Source organism: Martinezella rhizogenes, from assembly GCF_027460065.1.
GTDB lineage: Bacteria > Pseudomonadota > Alphaproteobacteria > Rhizobiales > Rhizobiaceae > Agrobacterium > Agrobacterium rhizogenes_C.
The window spans coordinates 537,636-563,572 of record NZ_JAPYZZ010000001.1; the positions used below are offsets into that span (position 1 = coordinate 537,636).

24 protein-coding genes are annotated in these 25,937 nt (G+C 58.9%); 12 read left to right on the forward strand and 12 right to left on the reverse strand.

Going from position 1 to position 25,937, the window contains the following annotated elements:
- Positions 1-9: 9 nt before the first annotated feature.
- Entirely contained in the window at positions 10-996 is a 987-nt protein-coding gene (locus O8B93_RS02665) for a type II secretion system F family protein (RefSeq protein WP_269708265.1), read from the forward strand.
- A gap of 82 nt (positions 997-1,078) precedes the next feature.
- Here the strand turns inward: O8B93_RS02665 and O8B93_RS02670 are convergent, their stop codons facing one another.
- Complete coding sequence (locus tag O8B93_RS02670; protein ID WP_269708266.1) at positions 1,079-1,903, reverse strand: tetratricopeptide repeat protein; 825 nt, start codon at positions 1,901-1,903, stop codon at positions 1,079-1,081.
- A gap of 142 nt (positions 1,904-2,045) precedes the next feature.
- Here O8B93_RS02670 and O8B93_RS02675 point away from each other — a divergent pair, with 142 nt between their 5' ends.
- Positions 2,046-3,440, forward strand: coding sequence for a leucyl aminopeptidase family protein (locus tag O8B93_RS02675; protein WP_269708267.1), 1,395 nt, complete (start codon positions 2,046-2,048; stop codon positions 3,438-3,440).
- Positions 3,441-3,498: 58 nt separating this feature from the next.
- Here the strand turns inward: O8B93_RS02675 and pncB are convergent, their stop codons facing one another.
- From pncB to O8B93_RS02710, 7 genes are all read right to left on the reverse strand, one after another.
- Positions 3,499-4,803: a nicotinate phosphoribosyltransferase gene (pncB, locus tag O8B93_RS02680; protein WP_269708268.1), complete on the reverse strand. Its 1,305-nt coding sequence runs from the start codon at positions 4,801-4,803 to the stop codon at positions 3,499-3,501.
- Between the two features lie 214 nt (positions 4,804-5,017).
- Positions 5,018-5,377, reverse strand: coding sequence for a hypothetical protein (locus O8B93_RS02685; protein WP_269708269.1), 360 nt, complete (start codon positions 5,375-5,377; stop codon positions 5,018-5,020).
- Positions 5,378-5,471: 94 nt separating this feature from the next.
- Complete coding sequence (locus O8B93_RS02690; RefSeq protein WP_269708270.1) at positions 5,472-6,326, reverse strand: C40 family peptidase; 855 nt, start codon at positions 6,324-6,326, stop codon at positions 5,472-5,474.
- A gap of 17 nt (positions 6,327-6,343) precedes the next feature.
- Positions 6,344-6,688 carry a MarR family transcriptional regulator gene (locus tag O8B93_RS02695; RefSeq protein WP_010970731.1) on the reverse strand — a complete coding sequence of 115 codons (345 nt, stop codon included), beginning with the start codon at positions 6,686-6,688 and terminating at the stop codon, positions 6,344-6,346.
- Positions 6,689-7,052: 364 nt separating this feature from the next.
- Positions 7,053-8,159, reverse strand: a complete 1,107-nt coding sequence (locus O8B93_RS02700) for a DUF475 domain-containing protein (protein ID WP_269708271.1) — start codon at positions 8,157-8,159, stop codon at positions 7,053-7,055.
- Positions 8,160-8,450: 291 nt separating this feature from the next.
- Positions 8,451-9,377, reverse strand: a complete 927-nt coding sequence (locus O8B93_RS02705; RefSeq protein ID WP_269708272.1) for a DMT family transporter — start codon at positions 9,375-9,377, stop codon at positions 8,451-8,453.
- Positions 9,378-9,493: 116 nt separating this feature from the next.
- Positions 9,494-10,375, reverse strand: coding sequence for a LysR family transcriptional regulator (locus tag O8B93_RS02710; RefSeq protein ID WP_269708273.1), 882 nt, complete (start codon positions 10,373-10,375; stop codon positions 9,494-9,496).
- A gap of 106 nt (positions 10,376-10,481) precedes the next feature.
- On the opposite strand from O8B93_RS02710, the gene O8B93_RS02715 reads away from it, so the two are divergent.
- From O8B93_RS02715 to O8B93_RS02725, 3 genes are all read left to right on the forward strand, one after another.
- Positions 10,482-11,978, forward strand: a complete 1,497-nt coding sequence (locus O8B93_RS02715; RefSeq protein WP_269708275.1) for a CoA-acylating methylmalonate-semialdehyde dehydrogenase — start codon at positions 10,482-10,484, stop codon at positions 11,976-11,978.
- Between the two features lie 227 nt (positions 11,979-12,205).
- Entirely contained in the window at positions 12,206-13,276 is a 1,071-nt protein-coding gene (locus tag O8B93_RS02720) for a YjgN family protein (protein ID WP_269708276.1), read from the forward strand.
- Positions 13,266-14,336 (forward strand): M48 family metallopeptidase, encoded by a 1,071-nt coding sequence (locus O8B93_RS02725; protein ID WP_269708277.1) that lies wholly within the window; start codon positions 13,266-13,268, stop codon positions 14,334-14,336. Before O8B93_RS02720 ends, O8B93_RS02725 begins: the two co-directional genes overlap by 11 nt.
- Before the next feature lie 23 nt (positions 14,337-14,359).
- On the opposite strand, the gene O8B93_RS02730 is transcribed toward O8B93_RS02725, so the two are convergent.
- Positions 14,360-15,409: a Fe(3+) ABC transporter substrate-binding protein gene (locus O8B93_RS02730; protein ID WP_269708278.1), complete on the reverse strand. Its 1,050-nt coding sequence runs from the start codon at positions 15,407-15,409 to the stop codon at positions 14,360-14,362.
- Positions 15,410-15,582: 173 nt separating this feature from the next.
- Here O8B93_RS02730 and rirA point away from each other — a divergent pair, with 173 nt between their 5' ends.
- The 7 genes from rirA (at position 15,583) to O8B93_RS02765 (ending at position 21,805) form a co-directional block, all read left to right on the forward strand.
- Positions 15,583-16,053: an iron-responsive transcriptional regulator RirA gene (rirA, locus tag O8B93_RS02735; RefSeq protein WP_269708279.1), complete on the forward strand. Its 471-nt coding sequence runs from the start codon at positions 15,583-15,585 to the stop codon at positions 16,051-16,053.
- A gap of 124 nt (positions 16,054-16,177) precedes the next feature.
- A complete protein-coding gene (locus tag O8B93_RS02740; RefSeq protein WP_269708280.1) occupies positions 16,178-17,224 on the forward strand; it encodes an AbrB family transcriptional regulator in 1,047 nt (348 codons plus the stop codon).
- Between the two features lie 150 nt (positions 17,225-17,374).
- Entirely contained in the window at positions 17,375-18,286 is a 912-nt protein-coding gene (gene osmF, locus O8B93_RS02745; protein ID WP_269708281.1) for a glycine betaine ABC transporter substrate-binding protein OsmF, read from the forward strand.
- Positions 18,287-18,369: 83 nt separating this feature from the next.
- Entirely contained in the window at positions 18,370-19,536 is a 1,167-nt protein-coding gene (locus O8B93_RS02750) for an ABC transporter permease (RefSeq protein WP_269708282.1), read from the forward strand.
- The gene (locus O8B93_RS02755) at positions 19,533-20,471 is read left to right on the forward strand and encodes an ABC transporter ATP-binding protein (protein WP_269708283.1); all 939 of its coding nucleotides are present in this window, start codon (positions 19,533-19,535) and stop codon (positions 20,469-20,471) included. Before O8B93_RS02750 ends, O8B93_RS02755 begins: the two co-directional genes overlap by 4 nt.
- Positions 20,468-21,208: an ABC transporter permease gene (locus tag O8B93_RS02760; RefSeq protein WP_269708285.1), complete on the forward strand. Its 741-nt coding sequence runs from the start codon at positions 20,468-20,470 to the stop codon at positions 21,206-21,208. Before O8B93_RS02755 ends, O8B93_RS02760 begins: the two co-directional genes overlap by 4 nt.
- 108 nt (positions 21,209-21,316) lie before the next feature.
- Entirely contained in the window at positions 21,317-21,805 is a 489-nt protein-coding gene (locus O8B93_RS02765) for a gluconokinase (RefSeq protein ID WP_269708641.1), read from the forward strand.
- An 18-nt stretch (positions 21,806-21,823) separates the two neighbouring features.
- Here the strand turns inward: O8B93_RS02765 and O8B93_RS02770 are convergent, their stop codons facing one another.
- The 3 genes from O8B93_RS02770 to O8B93_RS02780 all read right to left on the reverse strand — a co-directional run bounded on the left by O8B93_RS02770 (position 21,824) and on the right by O8B93_RS02780 (position 25,907).
- Positions 21,824-23,125 (reverse strand): NAD(P)/FAD-dependent oxidoreductase, encoded by a 1,302-nt coding sequence (locus O8B93_RS02770; RefSeq protein WP_269708286.1) that lies wholly within the window; start codon positions 23,123-23,125, stop codon positions 21,824-21,826.
- A 1-nt stretch (position 23,126) separates the two neighbouring features.
- On the reverse strand, positions 23,127-24,488 hold the full coding sequence (locus O8B93_RS02775; RefSeq protein ID WP_269708287.1) for a glutamine synthetase family protein: 1,362 nt from the start codon (positions 24,486-24,488) through the stop codon (positions 23,127-23,129).
- A gap of 171 nt (positions 24,489-24,659) precedes the next feature.
- Complete coding sequence (locus tag O8B93_RS02780) at positions 24,660-25,907, reverse strand: NAD(P)/FAD-dependent oxidoreductase (RefSeq protein WP_269708288.1); 1,248 nt, start codon at positions 25,905-25,907, stop codon at positions 24,660-24,662.
- Between the last annotated feature and the right edge of the window lie 30 nt (positions 25,908-25,937).

Sequence of the window (25,937 nt, forward strand, 5' to 3'; positions counted from 1 at the left end):
GGGGCGACCATGACAGGAAATCTCTTTTCCCGCCTGACTGATCCGCAAACGATCATTGCCATTCTCGTGACGCTGGCGGTTTTCGCGACCCTCTACACGCTGATCATGCCTTTCCTGGAGCGCAAAGACCTCGCCAAGCGCATGAAAGCCGTCTCGTCGGAACGGGAACTCATTCGCAGCCGCGAGCGCGAGCGTCTGGCGACAGCGACCAGAGAAGGCAAGACCTCCCTGCGCAACAACAACAATAAATCCGCCCGGCGCATCGTCGAAAAATTCAACCTACGGGAAGCGCTTGTCGACAAGAACACGATGAACAAGCTGCGCGCAGCCGGTTTCCGTTCACAGAATGCGCTTAATACATTTCTTGCCGCCCGGTTCGTCCTGCCGTTCATTTTCCTGGCGGTGGCATTTTTCTGGGTTTTCATTTTGGGAAACCTGGTCGATCAGGCTTTTGTCGTTCGGCTAATGGCCGTGCTTCTTTTCGGCTATATCGGTTTCTACGCCCCCAATATCTACGTCTCGAACCGCATGACCAAGCGACAGGCCTCAATCAAGCGGGCATGGCCCGATGCACTTGACCTGATGCTGATCTGCATCGAATCCGGCGTATCGATGGAGGCAGCCATGCGTCGTGTGGCTGAAGAAATGGCGGAACAGTCGCCTGAGCTGGCGGAGGAAATGATTCTGACGACAGCGGAACTGTCCTTCCTTCAGGACAGGCGCATGGCGCTTGAGAATTTCGGTATGCGCACCCAGTTGGATGGCGTTAAAAGCGTGGTGCAGGCCCTTATCCAGGCGGAACGATACGGAACCCCGCTCGCTCAGGCGCTGCGCGTTCTTGCGCAGGAAGGTCGTGACGAGCGCATGAATGAGGCCGAGAAAAAGGCCTCTGCGCTGCCACCGAAACTGACCGTTCCGATGATCTTGTTTTTCCTGCCGGTTCTGATCGCCGTCATTCTTGGACCGGCCGGTCTTCGTGTCATGGATACTTTCTGACAAAGAAAAGCGCCGGCAAATTGAGCGGAGCAGAAATCAAGATGCCTGCGGGATCGCACTGATCCGTGCATCCGAAAACGCATTAACCAGCCGGCTTGCTGTCTTTCTTCGCCAGTTGCTGCCAGGAATTCTGCTGCGAAAGCATTGCACGCAGATAATTCAGGTTAGCCTGCGACTGCTGTGCAGAGAGCTCCTGAACCGCAATGCGTTCGGCTTCTGCAAAACGACCCTGCAGTCCAACCACGAGCGCAAGGTTCTGGCGGACGCGGCTATCGGCGCCCGGCTGGGAAATGGCCGATTGCAGATAGGTTTCGGCGGTGCGCGGGTCGCTCGACAGGACATAGGACATGCCGAGATTGGACAGGACGCTCGGATCGTTCGGCTTGAGGTCAAGCGCCTGACGATATCTGGAACGTGCCTCGTTAGACCGTCCAAGCTGGTCGAGCACCGCACCCTCGGCGGAGTAGAGCCGCCAGTCGGGACGATCAGGCGTCTGCGCCCGCTGGATCGTCGAAAGCGCCTGCTCCAGCTGGCCGGCAGCCGCCTGCGACTTGCCATAGGCTGCGAGCACTTCACGGTCGGCGGGATTGGCGATGGCGATCTGCTGCATGACGGCGAGAGCCTGCGTATTCTTGCCGGTCATCATCAGCACGCTTGCATAGTTCATGCCGACGGACTTGTCCTTGGGGTTGCGTTCATAGGCTTTTCCGGCGGTCTCTTCCGCCTGCCGAAGCTGCTCCATGTTCAAGTGGTCATAAGAACGCGTGGTGACGGGAATGGAGCCGGTGGACATGCGATCCGGCTTGTTGGTGCTTGCACATCCGGAAACGGCCAAAACCAGCGCTGCAAGACATACGCCCCGCAACAATCCTGTCCGGCCTGTCTCACCCAAAGAAAATGCAGTCATGGCAGCGCCCCCGCCCGAGAATGATCGATCTTGCGCCCGACACACGACAGACTCACATGACGCAACTTTCGCTTAAGCAATAATCTGTTAACCCTAACAGAGCGTTAATCGCACCGATTCTCGATATTTACGGAAGCATACCATGGCGCCCTATCAGTTCATCGAACGCCCCACCCCTTTCAGCTCAAAGGCCGGCAGCACATTGCCGGTTTTCGCCGTCACGCCAGCCCATATCGAACAGGGTGCCATAGACCCGGTCGCTCTGGACTGGGCGAAAAAGGCGGGGTTCAAGGCGGAAGCCGGCGCCGTCCTGCTCGTTCCTTCCTCCGATGGATCGCTGGGAGGTGTGCTTCTCGGTCTTGGTGGCAATCCTTCCGAAATTCCCTTCATCACCGGGAAACTCGCCCGTGAGCTGCCAGAGGGCGAATGGCACATCGAAACCGCGCCCCTGACGGCCAACCGCCTCGCTCTTGGATTCGGTCTCGGCAGCTACCGCTTCGACAAATACAAGACCACCAAGACCAGCGGGGCAAAGCTTCTCATCCCGCAGGACGCCGAAGACGGCGAGATCAAGCGCATCCTGGCAGGCGTCTTCCTTGCCCGTGACCTCATCAATGTTCCGGCCAACGACATGGGCCCGGACGAGCTCGAGATCGCCTTCCGAGCGCTTGCCGCCCACTACAAGGCGAAGGTGAATGTTACGACCGGCGATGATCTGCTCAAAGAAAACTTCCCGCTGATCCATGCCGTTGGCCGCGCCAGTGAAAGCGCACCGCGCCTTCTGGAGATGAACTGGGGCAAGAAGGGCAATCCGCGGCTGACACTGGTGGGCAAGGGTGTGTGCTTCGATACCGGCGGTCTCGACATCAAGCCTGCGGCCTCGATGGCGTTGATGAAGAAGGATATGGGTGGGGCCGCCAATGTTCTCGGCCTTGCGCTGATGATCATGGATGCGAAGCTGCCGGTCGATCTGCGCGTTCTCGTGCCGGCGGTCGAGAACTCCATTTCCGCCAATGCCTTCCGTCCCGGCGATATCTACAAGAGCCGCAAGGGGCTGACGGTTCAGATCGACAATACCGATGCGGAGGGGCGTCTCGTTCTGGCGGATGCGCTTGCTTATGCGGACGAGGATGCGCCGGACCTGATGATCGACATGGCGACGCTGACGGGCGCGGCGCGTGTGGCGCTGGGTTCCGATCTGCCACCCTTCTACACCGACGACGAGGATCTGGCGCATGATATCGCGGAAGCCAGCATCGATACGGATGACCCGCTGTGGCGCATGCCGCTTTACATGGGCTACGACAAGGATATCCGCTCGCGCGCAGCCGATATCACCAATGCGCCTTCGGGCGGCATGGGTGGATCGATCACCGCTGCCCTGTTCCTGAAGCGCTTTGTCACCAATACGAAACGCTGGGCGCATTTCGACATTTACGGTTGGTCGCTCAGCGAGCGTCACCATTCATCGATAGGCGGGGAAGCGCAGGGGATTCGCGCGCTGTTCCATTACATCGCCCATCAATTCGCGAAATAATTTGCTGAACCCTGATGGGGTTCGACGGGGCGCTTCCTTAACGGAGCGCCCGGTTCCGTTAAACCAGAACCTTCTGTTCCTTGTGGTCTTCCTCGCCGAAGAACTTCAGGTAACGCTCCACTTCAGCCGGATCGCCGGTGGCTTTTTGCGGATTGTCCGAGAGCTTCACCGCCGGGCGGCCGTTGGCGTCGCTGACCTTGCAGACGATGGAAATCGGCTTGAGGCTGGCAATGGTCTTCGGCGCGCAGCCGGCAAAATCATTGGTGAGGTTGGTGCCCCAGCCGAAGCTCATGCGGACACGGCCTTCAAAATGCCTGTAGGTATCGACGATGGCATCGACATCGAGACCATCGGAAAAGATCAGCATCTTCTTGCGCGGGTCGCGGCCCATCTTCTGCCACCACTCGATGATCTTTTCCCCACCTTCGATCGGCGGTGCGCTGTCCGGGCGGAAGCCGGTCCAGTCAGCCACCCATTCCGGCGCGTTGCGCAGAAACGCCGCCGTGCCGAAGGCGTCGGGCAGCACGATCAACAGATTACCACCATAAAGCCGGTTCCAGTCCTTCAGAACCTGATAGGGGGCGGCGGCCAGTTCCTCGTTCGTCTGCGCCAGCGCCGCAACTACCATCGGCAATTCATGCGCGTTGGTGCCGACGGCTTCGAGGTCGGAATCCATGGCGAGCAGGACATTGCTCGTGCCAGTAAAGGCAGGACCGATGCCTTCCTTCAGCGCCTCGACACACCAGCGCTGCCACAGAAAGCTATGGCGGCGGCGGGTACCGAAATCGGAGATGCGCAGGCCCGGCAGTTCCCGTAACCGCTCGACCTTTTCCCACATCTTGGCCTTGGCGCGGGCATAAAGCACATCCAGCGTGAAGTAACCGAGCGAACGCATGGCGCTGCGCGAGCGCAGCTCGTTGATGATAGCGAGCGCCGGGATTTCCCAGAGTGTCGTATCCATCCAGCGGCCATGGAAATTCAGCTCATATTGCCCGTCGCGCTTGAAAAGCTCGTATTCCGGCAATTGATAGCTCGAAAGCCAGGAGAGAAACTCCGGTTCGAAAATCTGCGAGCGGCCGTAAAACGTGTTACCCGCAAGCCAGATGTTCTCTTTTTTGGAAAGACGCAGGGTGCGCGCATGATCGAGCTGCTCGCGCAGTTCCATCTCGTCGATCTCTTCCGCCAGCCGCACCGTCTTGGTGCGATTGATCAAGGAAAATGTCGCGTCGACTTCCGGATAGAGCTTCCAGATCATCTGCAACATCAACAGCTTGTAGAAATCCGTATCGATCAGGCTGCGGACGATCGGGTCTAGCTTCCAGGTATGATTGTGGACACGGGTGGCTATATCGGTCTTCGTCATACTTGCATTCCCCAATATCGGCCAAAGATCGAAAAAATAGCCGATGTCACTCCGCACCCCGGCAGGTATCAACCTGTCACGCGGAAGATTTATCTGAAAAAGCGACAACAAGTCCAGTGCGTCGGCGGCGGCAAATGCCTATCACACCCGCTCGCGCGTCGATTTCCCGAAAAGCGTCTTGTCGTTTTTGACCTGGTGCTTGGGCCACACCGCTTCAGAAGGTCGGGTCCACGGGATTGATGCCGGGATACCAGTCCTTGGAGATGGGATTTTTACCACCGAAACTGGAAATGCCGTTCTCATCGGTGCAGCGATACCCCTGAACAGGAAGCCCGCGGCTACCGAAAACATCCCGGTAGGGGCCTCGGGAGTATCCGGTCACGCCGAGTTCGCTGTGACAGTTATAACGAACCTTTGGCTGCAGCGTTCGCGGGTCCTTGACGCCGGGCAGGTTTGCATAGGCATCCGGCGCGGGAGCAAAACCATTCTGAAAAACGGTCTGCGCCTCGGCAGACGCGCTCAGCAAAGTCGCGGTGAGGATCGCTGCCAGTCGTGTTGCCGTTCTCGTCTTCATCGTTGCCAGTCCCGTACCATCATCCACCCGATGTAGGCGTCGTCGGCTCTCCCACAAAGGGCCAGGCAGGCACAATTTCGTGAAAGCCGCTGACTTAGCCTTCCAGGCGGCGGAAAGCCGTCGGCTTTTCATAAAGCCAGCCGATGCGCTCGATGGCCGCATCGAGATTTTCGCGTGCGACATTCATCGTATGGCCATTGGCATGCAGCAAGGTTTCCTCGTTTTCCATGAGGCCGACATGGCCCTTCCAGAAGACCAGATCGCCGCGGCGCAATTCATCACGCTCGATTTCTACGCCCAGCGACTTTACCTGCATATCCGTGTCGCGCAGAACCCGGCGGCCGGTCATCGCCATGGAAAGCTGCACGAGGCCGGAACAATCGATACCAAAGCCGGAGCGCCCGCCCCAGAGATAGGGTGTTTCGATAAAACGCAGAGCCACCGCCACATAGTCTTCTTCAAGCGCCGCATCCACGACCCGGCAATGGGCGGCAATGATGCCCTCGCCTTTTTCGGTCATCAGGTAGCGGGTGCCGCGCGTTTCCGCCTCACCGACGATGCGGATCAGGCTGCCCATGGACAGCGCCGCGACCGGCGGTTTGCGCAATTCGGCCGAAGGATAGAGGAATGTGCGCGGCACGACGATCTGATGCGTGGCGGCGGCGGCAACATCGCCAATAGCCGTTTCCGGCACATAACCGGTATAACCATCCACATCCGCCTGCACCCAGGCCCAGCCATTCGACCTGTCGAAAACGCGTACCGTTTCACCACAGAGCAGCTCCGTGTCTATACCGCTAGCAAGGTCAGGCGTTGGCCGCAGACCGATGACCGGTGCGGTGACCTGTGCGGGCGCCCCGCTGACGAAACGTTCGGCCTCTACCACACCCTGCAGTTTCGCATCGGCGAGATCGGGGCGGAAGGCATTCAGGCGGCGGTCGAGCATCATGGTTTCACATCCAGGGGTTAGATCTTGCGTGCCTGATCAATAATCAGATCGCCGAATTTTTCCAGATAAAGCGCGCCGGCCACGGTGCGTTTTATCACGACATTGCGCCTGTCCCGCTCATCCCGAACCCGGTCGACCAGTCCCAACGCCCCGAGACTGTCGAGTGCGCGGGTGATGACCGGTTTGGTGACCCCCAGCATCGCGGCGAGACCCCGAACGGTATGCGGCGGTGGCACGAGATAAATCTGCAGCAGGATGGCCGTCTGGCGCAAGGTCAAATCCGGCTGATCGTCAATGACCTGCGCCGTGGATACACGGTGCCAGAGCCCCAAAGCCTCCGTGGGTGACAATTGTGCAGGCAAGCAGGCGACCCTTCCCGTCGTTGTTCCACTGTTTTCATTCAACACAATGGAAAACTCAAGAACCATCAGCACAAACAAAACCGCCGCGCGGCGAATATCCCGGAAGATCGCGCGGCGCGGCGGCGTTATAGACCCGTTTCCCGGGTTTTTACGTCCCCTCTGGACTTGCCAGATGAGATGCAGGAAGCGTGCCAGTTTTATTGCGACGCACAAAATAAAATGAAAACAGCACCTTGGAACGAATATCCCCCTTTATGGCCAAATTTTCCTCAAGGAGAAAACAGCAACAAAAACAGGCAGCAGGAGCTATGATGCTTAAAAACTGCCTTCCGCCACAACAGCGGAAGGCGAGGATGAACACGGATCAGATTTCCGCACCGCGCGCCGCATCTGCGGCACCGGCACTTTGCTGCCGGTTATGCCGGATCGACGACCAGAGCGAAATGCCGATCAGGGTCGCGCCACCAAGACCTGTAATGACCTCCGGTATATGGAACATGGTCTGCACATACATGATGACCGACAGGATCAGGATCGCATAGAAGGCGCCGTGTTCCAGATAGCGGTATTCGGCCAGCGTTCCCTTCTCCACCAGCATGATGGTCATCGAGCGCACATACATGGCGCCGATGCCGAGGCCGATGGCGATGATGAAGAGGTTCTGCGTCAGTGCGAAAGCACCGATCACGCCATCGAAAGAGAAGCTGGCATCCAGCACTTCAAGGTAAAGAAACGCACCGAAGCCGCCTTTGGCTGCACCTTCCAGCATTTCCTGGCTGCGGTCGAGAATGCCGCCGACAACTTCCACCAGAAGGAAGGTCAAAAGACCCCAGATCGCCGAATGGAAGAAGGTATTGGCCGCGACCGGACCGAGTTCAGGATTATCGCTGGCACCGATGATGCGGGAGAAGATCAGCATGACGACCAGCACGAAGGCGATCTCGATGCCCTTGACGGAGGAATAGGTCGCCGCCTTTTCCTCGATCCAGCGCACCCAGTGCACGTCCTTTTCATGGTCGAAGAAGAAGTTGAGGCCGACCATCATCAGGAAGGTGCCGCCGAAAGCCGCGATCGGCAGATGGGCGTCACGCATGATTTCCGCATAACGCTCCGGCTGTGTCGCCGCCATGACCAGCGCCGTCCAAGGCCCGACATTGGCGGCAACGACGACGATGAGCAGCGGGAAGACGATACGCATGCCGAAAACGGCGATGAGAATACCCCAGGTCAGGAAGCGATGCTGCCAGACCGGTGTCATGTCCTTGAGCTTGTTGGCATTAACGATGGCATTGTCGAAGGACAGCGAGATTTCAAGCACGGCAAGCACCGCGCAGATGAAGAAGATCGTCGCTGTGCCGCCAATCGTACCGGTCATTTCCCAGCCGAGGTAACCGCCGAGGATCAGACCGACGACGGTGACGATAAATGCCCACTTGAAGTAGGAAAGCGTGGTTTTCTGAGCGGCGCTCATGTCCGGTCGCCTCCGATAACGAGGACGTTCACGGACCGACGCGGGGCGTCAGGCCGCACGCAGAAAGCACGCGCGCGAAGCACATTCAGGTATTTCATAGTTTTTAATCCGCCGGCCAATTTTGCAGGCGGTACCGACATCACGAGAGCGCCGTAAAACTCTCGCCAGAGGGGCCCGGCACCTTTGTTTCCTCTGCCCTTGCGAGACAAATCATCGCAGGACCCCTTCTTACTTCCTGAAGATCACGCCTTCGTCAAGTCCCGTGATTGTGACCAGGACGAACAATAAAGATCAAACCTGCTCCGCAGCCAGTCTGTCGGCGGTTTCGCGGCGTCGCTTGAGTGTATTTTCGCGGAAGAAAATATAAAGTCCGGAAATAACAATCAGGCCTGCGCCGACAACGATACTGGTCTGCGGCACGTCGTTGAAGAACAGCCAACCGAAGATCACCGCCCAGAGTAGCAACGTATATTGCAGCGGCGCGACGGTGGCGGCGTCGGCAAGCTTCAAGGCACGGTTGACCAGCACATGCGCCGCCATGGCGACCACGCCGAGCAGGCTGAGAAATGCCAGATCGAAGCTGGACTGGACCGGTAGCCAGCCGGAGGGAGTCATGAACACAGCGACGATGCCCGCAAGCCCTGCGCCGATGATCTGCCAGAAGGCAAGCACGGTATCCGGCGTGTTGCGCAGCTGGCGGCCGGACAACATCATGAAGGCGAAGGCGGCACTACCGAGAATGGAAAAGAGCGCCGCGGAGGTGAGGCTTGCCGAGCTGGGCTTGAGCGCGATGAGAACGCCGACGAAACCAATGGCGATGGCTGTCCAGCGGCGCCAGCCGACTTTCTCCCCGAGCAGAAACGGCGCCAAAGCGGCCACATAAATGGGGGCCGCCAGCCAGTAGGTCATGACATCCGCCAGCGGCAGGCTTGCGACTGCGAAGTAGAAACAGAAAAGTTCGGCCGTGGAGAAGAATACACGCGCCACCTGAAGGCCGGGTCGCTCGACATTCACGAGGCCGGAAAGGCCAGCCCTCCAGACGATCGGAACGAGAATGACAAGCGCCGCCGCACTTCTGATCAGGATGACCTGACCTTGGCTATAGGTCGATACCAGCCATTTGCCCATGGCGTCGTTCAATGCAAAAAGCAGCATTCCAAGCAGCATGACGGCCACGCCGAGGCCGGTCGGCGAAAGCTTTCTTATCATAGTCGACATGTCAGATTCCGATTTCTCCCAATGGCTGCATTGGTCGTCCAGCCGAGAGCCCTTTGTCAAGCCCGGAACGACCTGCCATCAGCAATTAATAGTACTAATAGATCGGCAGGCGGATGTCAGATGAAGATTCGCCGCTCTTCCGCGACCAGTTCCTGGAGAAAATCGACGACTGTGCGGACACGGACCAGCTGGCGGGCGGATTCGTGATAGGCCGTCCAATAGGAACGGCTGATACCGAGATGCGGCATGATCCGCATAAGTTCCGGATATTGCCCGGCGATGTAATTGTGCAGGATGCCGATCCCCGCCCCCGACCGCACCGCCTCCGTCTGGCCGGTGGCGCTGGAGATTTCAAAGGCCGCGTCCCAGTCACGCATGATCTCGCCGGTATAGTTGAGCGAGGGTGAAAAGATCAAATCCTCCACATATCCGATCCGCCGGTGACGCTTCAGCGCTTCGACATCCGCGGGCGTTCCGTAGTCGGCCAGATAATCCGCCGAGGCATAAAGGCCCAGCGAATAATCCGTCAGTTTCGAAAACATCAGCCTGCCCTGCTCCGGCCGTTCGATGGTGATGGCGATATCGGCCTCGCGCTGCGACAGGGAGAAGGACCGCGGCACCGGCACGAGCTGGATTTTCAGGTCGGGATAACGGGCCGTCAGTCGGCCAAGCCTTGGCGCGAGGAAGGAGACGCCGAGACCATCAGGCGCGCCGATGCGCACCGTTCCCGCCACCGCCGTATCGACGCGGCCGAGATTTGCCTGGGCATTCAGCATTTCGGTTTCCATGCGCTCGGCTCCGGCAAGAAGGCGCTGGCCTTCCTCCGTCAGCTCGCAACCGTTGGTGCTTCGCAGGAAAAGCTGCGTGCCGATGGCCATTTCCAGCGCGGAAATACGCCGGCTGAGGGTGGCGTGGTTCACACCAAGCTTTCTGGCCGCCGAAAGAAACTGGCCACTTCGCGCCACGCTTAGAAACAAACGCACATCATCCCAGTTCACGACACCCTCCTTATGTCTATTTTTGCACAATGGATGCTTATTTCAGGCGATTGATTTGTGCAAATCGAAAGGTAATGCTGCACCATCATATTCTGGAGGAACACCCATGAAGGAAATCGGTCATTTCATTAATGGCAAGCATGTGCCTGGCATCAGCGGCCGCACATCGAATGTCTACAACCCGGCAACCGGCGAAGTGCAGGCGACTGTCGCACTTGCAAGCGACGCCGAGCTGCGCGCCGCCGTGGAAAGCGCCAAGGCGGCACAGCCGAAATGGGCTGCCACCAACCCGCAGCGCCGCGCCCGCGTCTTTTTCAAATTCGTCGAACTTCTGAACCGTGACATCAACGAGCTTGCGGTTCTTCTCTCCAGCGAACACGGCAAGACCGTCGAGGATTCCAAGGGCGATATCATTCGTGGTCTCGAAGTCTGCGAATTCGTCTGTGGCATTCCGCATCTGCAGAAGGGTGAGTTCACCGAAGGTGCCGGTCCTGCCATCGACATGTATTCGATCCGCCAGCCGGTCGGCATCGGCGCGGGCATCACGCCGTTCAACTTCCCCGGCATGATCCCGATGTGGATGTTCGCGCCGGCGATCGCCTGCGGCAACGCCTTCATCCTCAAGCCTTCCGAGCGCGACCCGTCGCTGCCGATCCGCCTTGCTGAACTGATGATCGAAGCCGGTCTTCCGGCTGGCATCCTCAACGTCGTCAACGGCGACAAGGGCGCTGTCGATGCCATCCTGACCGATCCCGATATCGGCGCGGTCTCGTTCGTCGGCTCGACGCCGATCGCACGCTACGTCTACGGCACTGCCGCCATGAACGGCAAGCGCGCGCAGTGCTTCGGCGGCGCGAAGAACCACATGATCATCATGCCGGATGCCGATCTCGATCAGGCGGTGAACGCGCTGATGGGCGCAGGTTACGGCTCGGCCGGCGAGCGCTGCATGGCTGTCTCCGTTGCGGTTCCGGTTGGCGAAGAGACGGCCAACCGTCTCGTTGAAAAGCTCATCCCCCAGATCGAAGCGCTGAAGATTGGTCCTTACACAGACGACAAGGCCGATATGGGCCCGCTCGTCACCAAGGAAGCGCAGACGCGCGTCAAGGGCCTGATCAACAGCGGTGTCGAACAGGGTGCGAAGCTCTTGGTCGATGGCCGCGACTTCAAGCTCCAGGGTTATGAAGACGGCTATTTCGTCGGCGGCTGCCTGTTCGACCACGTCACCCCTGACATGGACATCTACAAGACCGAAATCTTCGGACCGGTTCTCTCCGTCGTTCGTGCCAAGAACTACGAAGACGCGCTGGAACTGCCGATGAAGCACGAATACGGTAACGGCGTCGCGATCTACACCCGTGACGGCGATGCTGCCCGTGACTTCGCAAGCCGCATCAATATCGGCATGATCGGCATCAACGTTCCGATCCCGGTTCCGCTCGCTTATCACTCCTTCGGCGGCTGGAAGGCTTCGAGCTTCGGCGACCTCAACCAGCATGGCACGGATTCGATCAAGTTCTGGACGAAGACCAAGACGATCACCTCGCGCTGGCCCTCCGGCATCAAGTCGGGTGCCGAATTCGTCATGCCGACGATGAGATAAGCCAAAAAAACCCTTAGACAGGATAAAAAGCCCCGCTGCAAAACAGCGGGGCTTTTTTGATCAATAAACTAAACCGTAAAAATCATGTTTTCACTTCAAAATATTTCCACTTAAAGCTGTTATATCGTAAGAGAACGTTGCGGCGTGGGGACGCTGCCAAACCGCTGATAACGGGGAAGTTCGCAAACTCAATCTGCCCGGAGAGGGGCATGTCATGAGGGACTATAATGAGTGATATTTCTGTGAGCGCGGATCAGCGCGCACTTGAACGCGGTTCGTTCAGTGGAAATGCCAAGGAATATTTTGGAATCTGGATCGTCAACATTCTCCTGACGATTATCACAATCGGCATCTATTCCGCCTGGGCCAAGGTGCGCCGCAAGCGTTATTTCAACGGCAATACCGTGCTCGCCGGCCGCGCCTTCGGGTATCACGCAACCGGCGGGCAAATCTTCAAAGGCCGACTGATCGCCTTTGCCTTCATCGTCGTTTCGCAGCTTGTCGGCTTGATCCATCCGTTCCTGGTCTTCGTGCCGGCCATCCTGCTGATGATCTTCTTTCCATGGCTGATCACGCGCAGCATCCGTTTCAATGCGCGGGTGACGAGTTATCGCAACGTGCGTTTCGATTTCGTCGGCACAGCATGGGGCGCTTTTGTCTCCATCCTGCTTGGCAGCCTTGTCGCGTTCTTCTCCTTGGGCATTCTGGCGCCACTGTCCAGCCGCTGGGCGAACCGCTATATTTTCGGCAACCTGCGTTATGGCGACCGCCCCTTCAGCGCCGACCCCAAGATCGGTGCGCTTTACCGGGTCTGGATCATTCCTGCGATCATGGTGGTGATCGGCGGCATCGTGGTCGGCTTCTTCGGCCTTGCAGCCTTTGCGGCAAACAGTGCGATGCTCGAGGACGAGACTACCGCCATAGCCACGGCGCTGGCATCACTCTATGTGGGCGTTTTCGGCGCATTTCTGGTCTATGGCCTTGCCAGCGTCGTCTATCGCACCGGCGTTCGCAATGTCGTCATTTCCTCCATGCTGCTTGATGGGAAGCACGATCTGCACAGCGACGTGCATCGCGGCCGTTATCTCTGGATTGTCATCTCCAACCTCTTCGTCACCGTTTTCACGTTTGGCCTGATGCGGCCATGGGCGGCGGTGCGAGAGGCGCGCTACACCGTGGAACGCACGGGAATCCGCTTTAATGGCGATGTCGGCAAGGTCCTTTCCTCGATGGAAGCCACCGGTGCCGCCATCAGCGCCGAATATATGGATATGGAAGGTTTCGAATTTGGTTTCTGATACCGGAGAAACCGTTTCGGGCGAGTGGTATGCCGCTCGCTCCAACCTTTCCAGCGCCGCCAGGCTGAGGCTTGGCGGCACGGTCCTTCTCGTACTCGACGCGAAGGACAATCACGTCAGAACCCAGGCCAAGATAAAAGCGGTGGAGATCAGCCACCGGGTGGGTGCCATCCCCCGGGAGTTGCATTTTCCGGATGGGTCGTTGTTCGAAACACGCGACAATGATGGCGTGGACCGCCTGCTCGGTCAGCACATCACCAGACGCGCTGGCTTCGTGCACTGGCTGGAGCAGTTCCGCCCGCGGTTGATCGGCATCACCGCTGCAGCCGTTCTTCTGGCTTATGGCACCTACAAGCTGGCGCTTCCGGCTCTGGTGGAACTGGCGGTCACTATCACCCCGCAAATCGTTCCGCAAATAATGTCGGCCAGTACCATGCAGGCCTTCGATAAGACGGTCTTCTCCCCCAGCGAGTTGCCGCAGGCGGAGCAGGACGCCATCCGCTCGGAATTTTCCCGGATTGCCTCCCACGCGGAAGGTTCGCCCGAGGACTACAAGCTGAATTTCCGCAAAGGCGGTTATATCGGCCCCAATGCCTTCGCGCTGCCGGATGGAACGCTGGTCCTGACGGATGAGCTGGTGGAGCTGGCAGGCGGCGACAGGCAGATGATCACCGGGGTTCTCGCGCATGAAATCGGCCATGTGGAATATGAACACAGCCTGCGGCAGCTTTACCGCGCCGCCGGTGTAGCCGGTCTCGTCATGCTCATTGCCGGCGATGTCGGTTCGGCCATGGAAGATATTCTCACCCAGGGCGGCGGTCTTCTGGCGCTGTCGCATTCACGCGATGCCGAGCGGCAGGCGGATCAGCGCTCAGTCGAGCTGATGCGCAAGGCCGGCCTCGACCCCACTGCCATCGAACGTTTCTTCGCGCTGCTGGAGGAAAAACTGGGCGACAAGGGTGGCACCAGCATGATCTCTACCCATCCCGGAACACCGGAAAGGCGCAAGGCTATCCTTGATTACAATGCGTCACTGGATAACAAGCCGGCGGGCAACTGACCCGCCGGTATGTGAAAATGGCGTCAATTGGTCGGGCCGTCGTTGAAGCCCACTTCGTCCACCAGTTCTGATGCCTCCTTGCGATGGGCGGCAATATCCGTCAGTGGCAGCTTGTCCGGATGGATGGGGCCGAACCCTTTAACGACATCGGACGGCTCCGCACCCGGCAGCACCGGATATTCGAAGACCTGCTTGGCATAGATTTCCTGCGCCTCCCGCGAGGCGAGGAATTCCATCAGCTTCAGCGCATTGTCCCTGTTGGGGGCATATTTCGTCAGCGCCATGCCGGAAATATTCACATGGGTGCCGCGGTCGCCAGCATTGGGGAAGATCACCCGCACCGATCCCGCCCATATTTTTTCGTCCGGTTCCTGATCATTGGTCAGCATCAGGCCGACATAATAGGTATTGCCGAGCGCGATATCGCATTCGCCGGAAAAGATCGATTTCGCCTGGCTGCGGTCGGTTCCATCAGGTTTGCGAGCGAGGTTGTTCTTCAGGCCCGTCAGCCATGTGCGTGTATAATCGACGCCGTGGTGGGCGATCATCGAGGCAATCAGCGCGATATTGTAAGAGTGCTGACCATCGCGGATGCAGATCTTGCCCTTCCATTTCGGGTCGGCAAGCTCTTCATAGGTAATATCCTTCTGGGTCACCCGCTCCTTCGAAGCATAGACAACCCGGCCGCGGGTCGTGAGACCGAACCATTCACCCTCGGGATCACGCAGGTTGGCAGGAATATCCTTTTCGATGACGGGATCACCCAGAACCGGCTGCGTGACCTTGCCCTCTTTCGCCTCGACGAGACGGGCGATATCAACCGTCAACAGCAGATCCGCAGGTGAATTGACACCCTCTGCCTGAATACGTTCCACCAGACCCTTGTCGAGAAACAGGACGTTCGTCTCGATCCCGGTTTCCTTGGTGAAGGCATCGAGCAGCGGCTGGATCAATTCAGGTTGGCGATAGGAATAGACGTTAACTTCCCCCTCTGCCAGAGCGGCGGGCGCGAAGGAAAGGATCGTCAGCCCTGAAAAAACGGCAGCGGAAAAGCATGATTTCAAGCTTGCCATTATGAATGCCTCCATTACATTCCGATTCTTGACTTGTTTGTTCATGAATCATCAGGGCGGTCAACAAGGCTGTTCGAGAAATATCGGATGGATGCCAGTTTTTTCAGTTTCTGGAATTGTTCTAAACTGAAAAAGAGACTATATAACTCCACATTGAGAGTTAGGAGACCAGCATGCGTTTGACCAAACAGACCAACTATGCCGTTCGCATGTTGATGTATTGCGCTGCGAATGAAGGCAAGTTGAGCCGCATTCCGGAGATCGCCAGGGCTTACGGCGTGTCTGAGCTGTTCCTTTTCAAGATCCTGCAGCCGCTCAACAAGGCGGGCCTCGTGGAAACCGTGCGTGGCCGCAATGGCGGCGTGCGCCTTGGCAAACCTGCCGAAAAAATCAGCCTGTTTGACGTCGTGCGGGTAACCGAAGACAGCTTTGCCATGGCTGAGTGCTTTGAGGACGGCGCCGTGGAATGTCCGCTCGTGGACAGCTGCGGTCTGAACTCGGCGCTGCGCAAGGCGCTGAATGCCTTCTTCGATGTACTGGCGGAATATTCGATCGATGATCTCGTCAAGGCGCGCCCGCAGATCAACTTCCTGCTCGGGCTCGATACGGAGATGCCGAAGATTGCCGCACTTCCGGCAGCCTGATCGTTCCATAGCCTATCCGGCAATCGCGCATGAAATGTAATATTTTTTGTCCCGCGTGTTGACGTGACGGAAGGAAGCGGCGCATTTGGTCGCGAGCTTTTTCAAGCAACCAACCAGCGTCGCAATGATCATCAAGCCTGAATTCCACACATTTGCGCTTACCGCCCTCGTCGGCAGCATGGGCGCACTGCTTGCCAGCCTGCTGCACATTCCCGCCCCCTTTCTTTCGGGACCGGCGCTCGCGGTCACCATCACCGGACTGGCGGGCGTAAAGCTCGGAATTCCCGCCTTCATCCGCAATGCCTGTTTCGTCGTCGTCGGCATTTCCATGGGAACGAGCGTCACACCCTCGGTCATCGATGCCGCAAAGACCTGGCCGTTGAGCTTCGTCGTCGTGCTCGTCGCCGTCGTGATCATGCTCTACGTCGCTTACTGGATCCTGCATTACGGTTTCGGTTACGACCGGACAACGGCGATGCTCGGCGCTTCCCCGGGCCACCTCAGCTACATCATCAGCCTCGGCGCCGAGACGAAAAGCGACCTTGCGACCGTCAGCATCGTGCAAAGCGTGCGCGTGCTGGCGCTGACGCTTTCCGTGCCGCTGATCGTCGAATATTTCGATCTGGTCAGCACGGAACCCTTGATAACCAACCCGCCAATGGGCCTTTTTACGCTGGCGCTCACCATCGCCGCCTCGCTTCTGACCGGATGGCTTTTCCTGCGCTGGAAATTTCCCGCCGCCCTGCTGCTTGGTGGCGTTGCGATCTCCATCGGCACACATATTACCGGCCTCACCGAAGGTGGCGTGCCCAGCTGGCTCAGCCTGCCGGTCTATGTACTGATCGGCTGCCTTATTGGCACGCGCTTTTCGAATGTCTCGCTGATGGAAGTGCGCAAGGGCTTTCTGGCCGGCTTCGTGGTCACCATTGCCGTGATGGTGATTGCCGGAAGCATTGCCTGGCTGATCTCAAGCGTGACAGGTGTTCCACTCAATGCCGTCATGATCGCCTATTCGCCGGGCGGTCTCGAAACCATGGCAGCCATGGCGGTAATGATGCATGCCGATACCGCCTATGTCGGTTCGCATCATGTCATCCGGCTTCTCTTCCTGTCCGTGCTGATGCCGCTCGTCATGGGCAAGGATGCGCGCAAACGGGATGGCGACGCCTGACGAGCGCTGGCCATTCGTGCCGACAAGAGCCATCGACGCGAAAATGCGGATGGCGTGCAACCTTTTTTCCTTCCAGCCGTTGATACTCCGCCGCAATTGCGGCGGCGATCTTTCGCCTGTTCCGCAGGCTGACCCACCGGAGGACTATTCATGAACCGCTTGATGACGTTGACGGGCGCTGGACTTGCGCTTGCCTTTTCTGTTTCCATCGCGCAGGCGCAGGTGGTGGTATCGTCGAAGATCGACACGGAGGGCGGCGTTCTCGGCAACATCATCCTCGCGGTTCTTAACCAGAACAAGATCGAGACAACGGATCGCATCCAGCTCGGCGCTACCCCGGTCGTCAGAAAAGCGATCACCGCTGGTGAGATCGACATCTATCCGGAATATACCGGCAATGCCGCCTTCTTTTTCTCCAAGGCGGATGACCCGCTCTGGAAGGATGCAGCCAAAGGCTATGAAGAGGCAAAAACGCTAGACTATGACGCCAACAAGATCGTCTGGCTTGCGCCGTCGCCTGCCAACAACACCTGGGCGATCGCGCTGCGCAAGGATGTCGCCGACAAGAACAATCTGAAGACGCTTTCCGACTTCGGCAAATATGTCGCCGGTGGCGGTACGGTGGTGCTCGCCGCTTCCTCCGAATTCGTCAATTCCGCCGCCGCCCTGCCGGCGTTTCAGACGACCTATGGTTTCACCATGAAGTCGGATCAGCTGATCACGCTTTCCGGCGGTGACACCGCAGCCACGATCGCCGCCGCCGCCAACCAGACCAACAATGCCAATGCCGCCATGGTCTATGGCACGGATGGCGGCATTGCCCCTTCCGGCCTTGTGGTTCTGGAAGACGACAAGCATGTGCAGCCGGTCTATCAGCCCGCGCCGATCATTCGTGAGGAGGTTCTGAAAAAGCACCCCAATATCGAGGAACTGCTGAAACCCGTGTTCGAAAAGCTTGATCTCGCGACCCTGCAGGATCTGAATGCCCGCGTTCAGGTGGGTGGCGAGCAGGCAAAAACCGTGGCGTTGGACTTCCTGACAAAGAATGGTTTCGTCAAGTAGGGGCTAATGGCGCGGGAAGAGGATCATGAAAATGGAAGCGCTTTCATGATCCGATCCCAACCCAGACTACAGGGGAGCAGGATTTGACGAAATGGCCTGACAAGGTGGGTGTGCTGATTTCGTGCCTGCTTCTTTATGCGCTTTTTGCATCACCGTTCATGACGTTTCGTGCCAACCGGATCGTTCAGGGGGAAACGCGAACGATCTTCGAAGCACTTCCATCGGCCACCGCGACACTCCTTGCGGCCATCGTTCTTCTTGTGGCCTTCATCGCCTTTTTCCGTTTTCCCGCATGGTGGAAACTCGCAGCGGCGCTGGCCGGTCTCGCGGCGCTCGCCGTTTTCGTCGGACGTGCGGCCTCCTTTCTCACGCCGGAGGCAAACAGTTTCGCCCGCGTCTCGCCGTCGAGCGGTTTCTGGCTGCTCTTTGCCGGGTTGGCTTTGCTCGCGACGGACTGTATCGCACGTCTTCAGCCGAAACCCGCCGTCCGGATCTTGCTGTTGCTGCTGGCGATCGCCGCACTTTCCGCAGTGCTGGCAAGTGGCCTCTGGAACGATCTCTCCATCATCAAGGAATATACCGGCCGGGCCGACATATTCTGGACCGAGGCGGTGCGGCATGTGGAGCTCGCCATCGGGTCGCTGATCGCCGCGACCATCGCGGGTATTCCACTCGGCATCCTCTGTTACAAGGTCGAGCGGCTGCGGGCAGGCGTTCTGAACAGTCTCAACATCGTCCAGACCATCCCCTCCATTGCCCTGTTCGGCCTTCTGATCGCGCCGCTCGGATGGATTGCGGCCACCGTACCGAGTGCGGCGAAAATCGGCATCGCCGGCATCGGCATGGCGCCGGCCTTCGTGGCGCTGTTTCTCTATTCGCTGCTGCCGGTCGTTTCCAACACGGTGGTCGGTCTTGCCGGCGTTTCGCAGGCGGTCCGGGAAGCGGCGCGCGGGCTCGGCATGACGCCGGTGCAGCGGTTGCTGCGGGTGGAATTTCCGCTCGCCATGCCGGTCATTCTCACCGGCATCCGAATCGTGCTGGTGCAGAATATCGGGCTCGCGACAATTGCTGCCCTGATCGGCGGCGGTGGTTTTGGCGTTTTTGTGTTTCAGGGCATCGGGCAGACGGCCATGGACCTCGTTCTGCTCGGCACCGTGCCGACCGTTCTCCTCGGCTTTGCCGCCGCGATCACGCTCGACGCCCTCATAGACAGCAATCTCTTCAGCGCAGGCGGAAGGCAGAAGCCATGATCGAGATCGACACCATCACGAAACGATACGGCGATGTGCCCGTCGTGGACCAGGTATCGCTGACCGTCGCGCCGCGCACCGTGACCGTCATTGTCGGCACATCGGGATCGGGGAAAACCACCCTGCTGCGCATGATCAACCGGCTGGTGGAACCGACCTCCGGCACGATCCGCATCGACGGCGAAGACATCAGCGCCATTCCGGGTTTCAAACTGCGCCGTCAGATCGGCTACGCCATTCAGGGCCATGGACTTTTTCCACATCGAACCGTGGCGGAAAATATCGCAACCGTGCCGCAGTTGATCGGCTGGGACCGCCAGCGCATCAAGGCCAAGATCGATGCCCTCATGCACCTCTTCCAGCTTGATCCCGGGCTTTATGCGGATCGTTTTCCGCATGAGCTTTCCGGCGGCCAGCAGCAGCGTGTCGGTGTGGCCCGCGCACTGGCGGCAGAACCGAACATTCTCCTGATGGACGAACCCTTCGGCGCGCTCGACCCGGTGATCCGCGCCAAGGCCCAGAACGACCTTCTCGATATCCAGAAGAAACTCGGCGTCACCATCGTCCTCGTCACGCACGACATGGATGAGGCTTTCCATCTGGCGGATCGCATTGCCGTGATGGACAATGGCCGCATCGTGCAGGATTGCCCACCGGCGGAGCTGGTGCTGAAACCGGCAACGGATTTCGTCCGCACGATGATCGGCGAAAACGAACGCGCGCTCAAACTGCTTTCGGTTCTCTCCGTCGCCGATATCGTAGAGCCGGGAAGTGCCGAAGGTGCCCCGCTCACCGAAGGCACCAGCCAACGCGATGCCCTTTCGGCCATGTTATGGGCGGGCTGCGATGTCTTGCCTGTCATAAAAGACGATGGGCGACCCATCGGCCTGGTGCGGCGTGACGTTCTCCTCCAGCGTGCCACTGGCGCCCGATGAAAAACGCCTTTTCTTTTTTCTCTCTTGGCCTTCTGGTGCTGGCGCTGATCATCTTTCTCGCCGCGCCGCAAATCTTCGCACCGATCTTCCGCCCTTTCGTCCAGGCCAATGCGCCGGCCATCTACACGCAGGCCAATCTCTTTTCCCTGACGCTCTCGCATCTGACCACCGTTGCGATCGCGACCGGACTGGCCACGCTCACGGCAGGGGCGCTCGCGGCGCTTGTCACCCGGCCCTTTGGGGCGGATTTCCTGCCGCTGTCGCGCAGCATCGTCAATATCGGCCAGACCTTTCCGCCGGTGGCGGTGCTGGCGCTGGCCGTGCCGATGATCGGATTCGGCGAAAAACCCACGCTCATCGCCCTGTTTCTCTACGCGCTTCTGCCCGTGTTCGAAAATACGCTGACGGGACTAACCACCCTGCCCGCCACGGTGATGGATGCCGCCAGAGGCAGCGGCATGACCGGCTGGCAGCGGCTGGTCAAAGTAGAACTGCCACTTGCCCTTCCGGCCATTCTCGCCGGTATCCGGCTCTCCGCAGTCATCAGCCTTTCCACCGCCACCATCGGTTCGACCGTTGCCGCACGCACGCTCGGCGAAGTCATCATCGCCGGCCTGCAATCCAACAATCTCGCCTTCATTCTCCAGGGCGGTCTGATCGTTGCGGCACTGGCGATCCTGATCCACGCTGGCTTTTCCGCATTGGAAAGGTCCGCAGCCCGCAAAACCGGGCACTGACATGCGGAGCCGCCCAAATTTAAGGTTCCCGCCATCGGCCGCGCATGGTAGGGGCTGACCGTCGAAACAGAAACATCAGAGGTTCGGGTGACACAGGCAATCGTCGTGATGGGAGTGAGCGGCTCTGGCAAGTCCACGGTCGCGGAAGCGGTGGCTGAGAAACTGGGCGTTGCCTTTATAGAGGGCGACAAGCTGCACCCCAAATCCAATGTCGATAAGATGTCCGAGGGCATTCCGCTGACTGACGAAGATCGCTGGCCATGGCTCGATCTGATCGGTGCGGAACTGCGCAAGGGCAGCGAAGGCAATGGTATCGTGGTTTCCTGCTCCGCCCTCAAGAAAATCTATCGCGACCGTCTTCGTAAGGCGACCGGTGGCCCACTCGCCTTCGTTTACCTCGATGGCAGCCTGGAGCTTCTCAGCAAACGCATGGGTGAACGCAAGGGCCATTTCATGCCGCTCTCGCTGCTTCAGACCCAGCTTGCCACGCTGGAAGTGCCGACCGGCGAACCAGGGGTCGTAACCGTCAGCATTGACACCACACCCGAAGAGATCACCATAAACGCACTCGCCGGCCTGAAGACGGTAACGTTCTAGAGCACGTCCGGAAATGCTCTAAAGACCGAGCTTGTCTCTTAAACCGTACCACCATGCACCAAGCACGGTCAGCGGCACGCGGAACGTCTTGCCACCGGGGAACGGATAATTCGGCAGGGAACTCCAGATATCGAAACGTTCGGCGTGGCCGGCAACGGCCTCGCCCAATATCTTGCCGAGCAGATGGGTGGTCGTCACGCCATGGCCGCTGTCGCCGTGTGAGAAGTAGATATTGTCCGAGAGCTTGCCCATATGCGGGATGCGCGTGAGCGTCAGCGCGAAATTACCACTCCAGGCGAATTCGATCCTGGTCTTTTCCAGTTGTGGAAAGGTCTTCAGCATGTTCGGCCGGATCACGCCCGTCAGATCGGCCGGATCGCTCCCGCCATAACCGATGCCGCCGCCGTAAAGCAGGCGGTTATCCGACGTGCGGCGGTAATAATCGAGAATGTAATTGGCATCCTCGACGCAATAATTGGCGGGCAGAAGGGTCTCGATCAGATTGGCATCAAGCGGCTCCGTCGCCATGACCTGGCTTGAGACCGGCATCATCCGCTCGCCGATTTCCGGCAGCAAGGTGCCGAGATAGGCATTGCCGCAGACAAGAACGTATTTCGCCTTCACGCTGCCCGTTGCCGTGCACACAATGGGATTGACGCCCTGCTCCACCGCAATGACACGCGAATTTTCGAATATGCGGGCTCCAAGGCTTTCGGCCGCCGCCGCTTCGCCCTGCACCAGATTAAGCGGGTGGATGTGACCGCCGAAGCGGTCGATCATGCCGCCGGCATAACGGTCCGTCTTCACATAATGACCGACATCCGCCCCGGAGACCATTTCGAGGCCACCATGGCCGTGTTTTTCCCAATGGGCTTTGTGAGCTTCCATTTCGCGAATCTGCTTCGACGTAAAGGCGGCGAAGAAGCCACCATCGACGAGATCGCAGTCGATGCCGTATTTGGCGACGCGACTACGGATGATCGCGCCACCTTCCAACGACATTTCTCCGAGCTTCACCGCCTTTTCGTGGCCGTAACGTCGGGCGATGGTTTCAAGATCACGGCTGTAGCCATTGACGATCTGGCCGCCATTGCGGCCCGAAGCGCCGAAGCCGACCCGCACGCCTTCCAGAACGATGGCGGCATAACCACGTTCACTGAGTTCAAGTGCTGCGGAAATGCCAGTGAAACCGCCACCGATGATGCAGACATCGGCTTCCAGCGCGCCCTCAAGCGTCGGCCGCACGGATTTGACATTGGCGGAGGCCGCATACCACGATGATGTGTGGCCGGGATTGGGAATGTTCGTTACCTCAGCCATCTCACACCGTCCTGATATAGGCGTCATATTCGACGTCGGTTACACGCAGGGAAAATTCGGAAAGCTCCTGCTGCTTGCAGGCGGAAAACAGCGTGCGGTACTTCTGGCCAAGCGTTGCATAGGCAAAACTCGAACGCGTGAAGCGCTGCAACGCATAATCCCAGTTGGTAGGAAGCGGTTCGTGATTGATCGCGTGGCTATCACCGGCGATCGCGCCGCCGGGCTGGCGCTTCTCCTTCATGCCGGCAAGTGCGGCGCTGAGGATCATCGCGAGGACCAGATAGGGATTGGTATCCGCGCCGGCGACGCGGTGTTCGATACGGGTTGCCGTCTTGCTGGCAACGATGACGCGCACCGCCGCCGAGCGGTTGTCGATGCCCCACGAGGCGTAGGTCGGTGCGTGTTCGCTGGGTGTCAGGCGGCGATAGGAATTGGCATGGGGAGCGAAGATCGCCATGCTTTCCCCCATGTTTTCCAACAGGCCGCCGACCGAATGCATCAACGCATCCGAAGGACCGTCTTCCCCGGCATAGATATTCCTGCCCTCCCTGTCGAGAACGGAAAAATGCACGTGCATGCCGTTGCCGGCCTGCAGCCCATAGGGCTTGGCCATGAAGGTGGCGTCGAGTTCATGCCGCCGCGCCACGCCCTTGACGATACGTTTCAGGAAAACGGCGAAATCGGCCGCTTGCAGGGCATCCGGCACATGATTGAGGTTGATCTCATATTGGCCGGGCCCATTTTCCCGCAGCGTCGTATCCGCAAGCACGCCCTGGGCGCGGCAGGCTGTCGAGATATCATGGAAGACATCCTCGAAATCCTGCAATTCGGAAATCGACAGGACCTGCGTCTGGCCGGTGTGCCAGCGTCCCTCGCGGCTGTGCGGGGGGCGCACCGGGTCAAGCGCCGAGCGGACGGGATCGATCAGGTAAAATTCAAGCTCAGTGGCCACGACCGGCGTGAGGCCAGCTTTTTTATAGGCGTTCAGAACCTGAGACAGAACATGGCGTGGATCGCCATAAAAGCCTGATCCATCCGGGTTTTTCATCGCCAGCAGAACCTGTGCCGTCGGGCGGCCAAGCCATGTCACCCGCGACAGCGTGCCGGGAACGGGGAAACAAAAACCATCAGGGTCACCCGTGCCTTCGGCGAGACCTGCGGCGTGCACATCCCGGCCCCAGATATCCAGCGCATAAACGGATCGCGGGATCGCCATTCCCTTTTCAAGCACGTCGATTGCCCGTTCGCGCGGAATCCATTTGCCGCGCGGAACGCCATTCGCGTCTATGACGAAAGCTTCGAGAATTTCGATATCGGGGTTATCGGCGAAAAATTTCTTTGCGTTTTCAATATCATCCATCATGCACCAGCAAGCCGTTTCCATCTCGTTTCATGCGCAGCGAGTTTCGCTAACGAAAGTCGTCCTGCTGCTGATAGATGAGAAACCTCGCCACCATGATGACGTTTGACCCTTTTCCCCTTTGCATGGACCATGTTACGTGGCCTGTCACAGGAAGGCCAGCGGATTCGGCCATCAGGGATTGAACCTTTCCGGACGATAGGCATCGATGGCAATAACAGGCGCTTCTCCCAGCATGGTTTCCGCCAGAACACGGCCGGTAATTGGCCCCAGCGTCAGTCCGTGATGGGCATGCCCGAAGGCGAACCACAGGGTCTTGTGGCGCGGCGCCTTACCGATGATCGGCATCATGTCGGGCGTGCAGGGGCGTGCGCCCATCCACGGTTCCGCATCCAGCCGGCCGCCGAGGGGAAAGACTGTGCGGGCAACCCGTTCCGCCCGGTCGATCTGCACGGGGGATTTCGGTGCATCGCGTTCGGCAAATTCGGCACCGGTCGTCAGGCGGATGCCCTTGCGCATCGGCGCCAGGAAGTATCCCCGCTCGGCATCGATCAGCCAGTTGTTGAGCCTTGTGCCTTCCTGCGGCGCATAATGCATGTGATAGCCGCGCTTCACGCCGAGCGGGAAGCGATAGCCCAGCCGTTCCGTGACAGTATCCGCCCAGGGGCCAAGTGCTACGATGGCATGTTCGGCCTCCACCGCGCCGGTTTCGGTGCGCACCGTCCAGCCGGTCGTTGTCTGACTAAGGGTGGAGGCATCACCCCGGACAAAGGTTCCACCGAGGCTTTCAAACAGTTTGACATAAGCAAGCGTCAGCGCGTGCGGATCGCGTACTGACCAGGGATCATTCCATTTCAGGCCGCCGACGAAATCACGACTGAGATGCGGTTCTGCCGTAGCCAGCTCTTCAGAGTCAAGTTTGGTGTGGGAAATGCCGTGCTCGCGCGAAAGACGCTCGGCGAAGGCATAATCAGCGTCCCGCCTTTCGGAAGTTCTATAGGCCTCCATCCAGCCATTCTTCACGATCAGATCGGCGGCCTTTGCTTCATCGATGAGGATATTGTGCTCGGACACGGAGTGCTCGATCAGCGGCGCATAGGCGCGCGCGATCGCGGCATGCCTGATGGCTGCGGAATTATACCAGTAGCGACCGAGGAAAGATGCAATCTTCGGCAGGGCCGAGAAGCGATAACGGACATCGATCCTGTTGTTAAGCGAATAGCGCAGCAGCAGCGCAAGGTCCTGCGGAAAGCCGTAAGGCACCACGCCCTCTCTCTGGATCAGGCCGGCATTGCCGAAAGAGGTCTCTTCGCCCGGTCCGCGCCGGTCCACCAGCACCACCGATTTGCCCCTGCGGGCCAGTTGCAAAGCGACAGAGACCCCGACGATCCCCGCTCCCAAAACGACCACATCCGCTGCCATCGCAATCAATCCGTTTCCGTGTCACGTGCA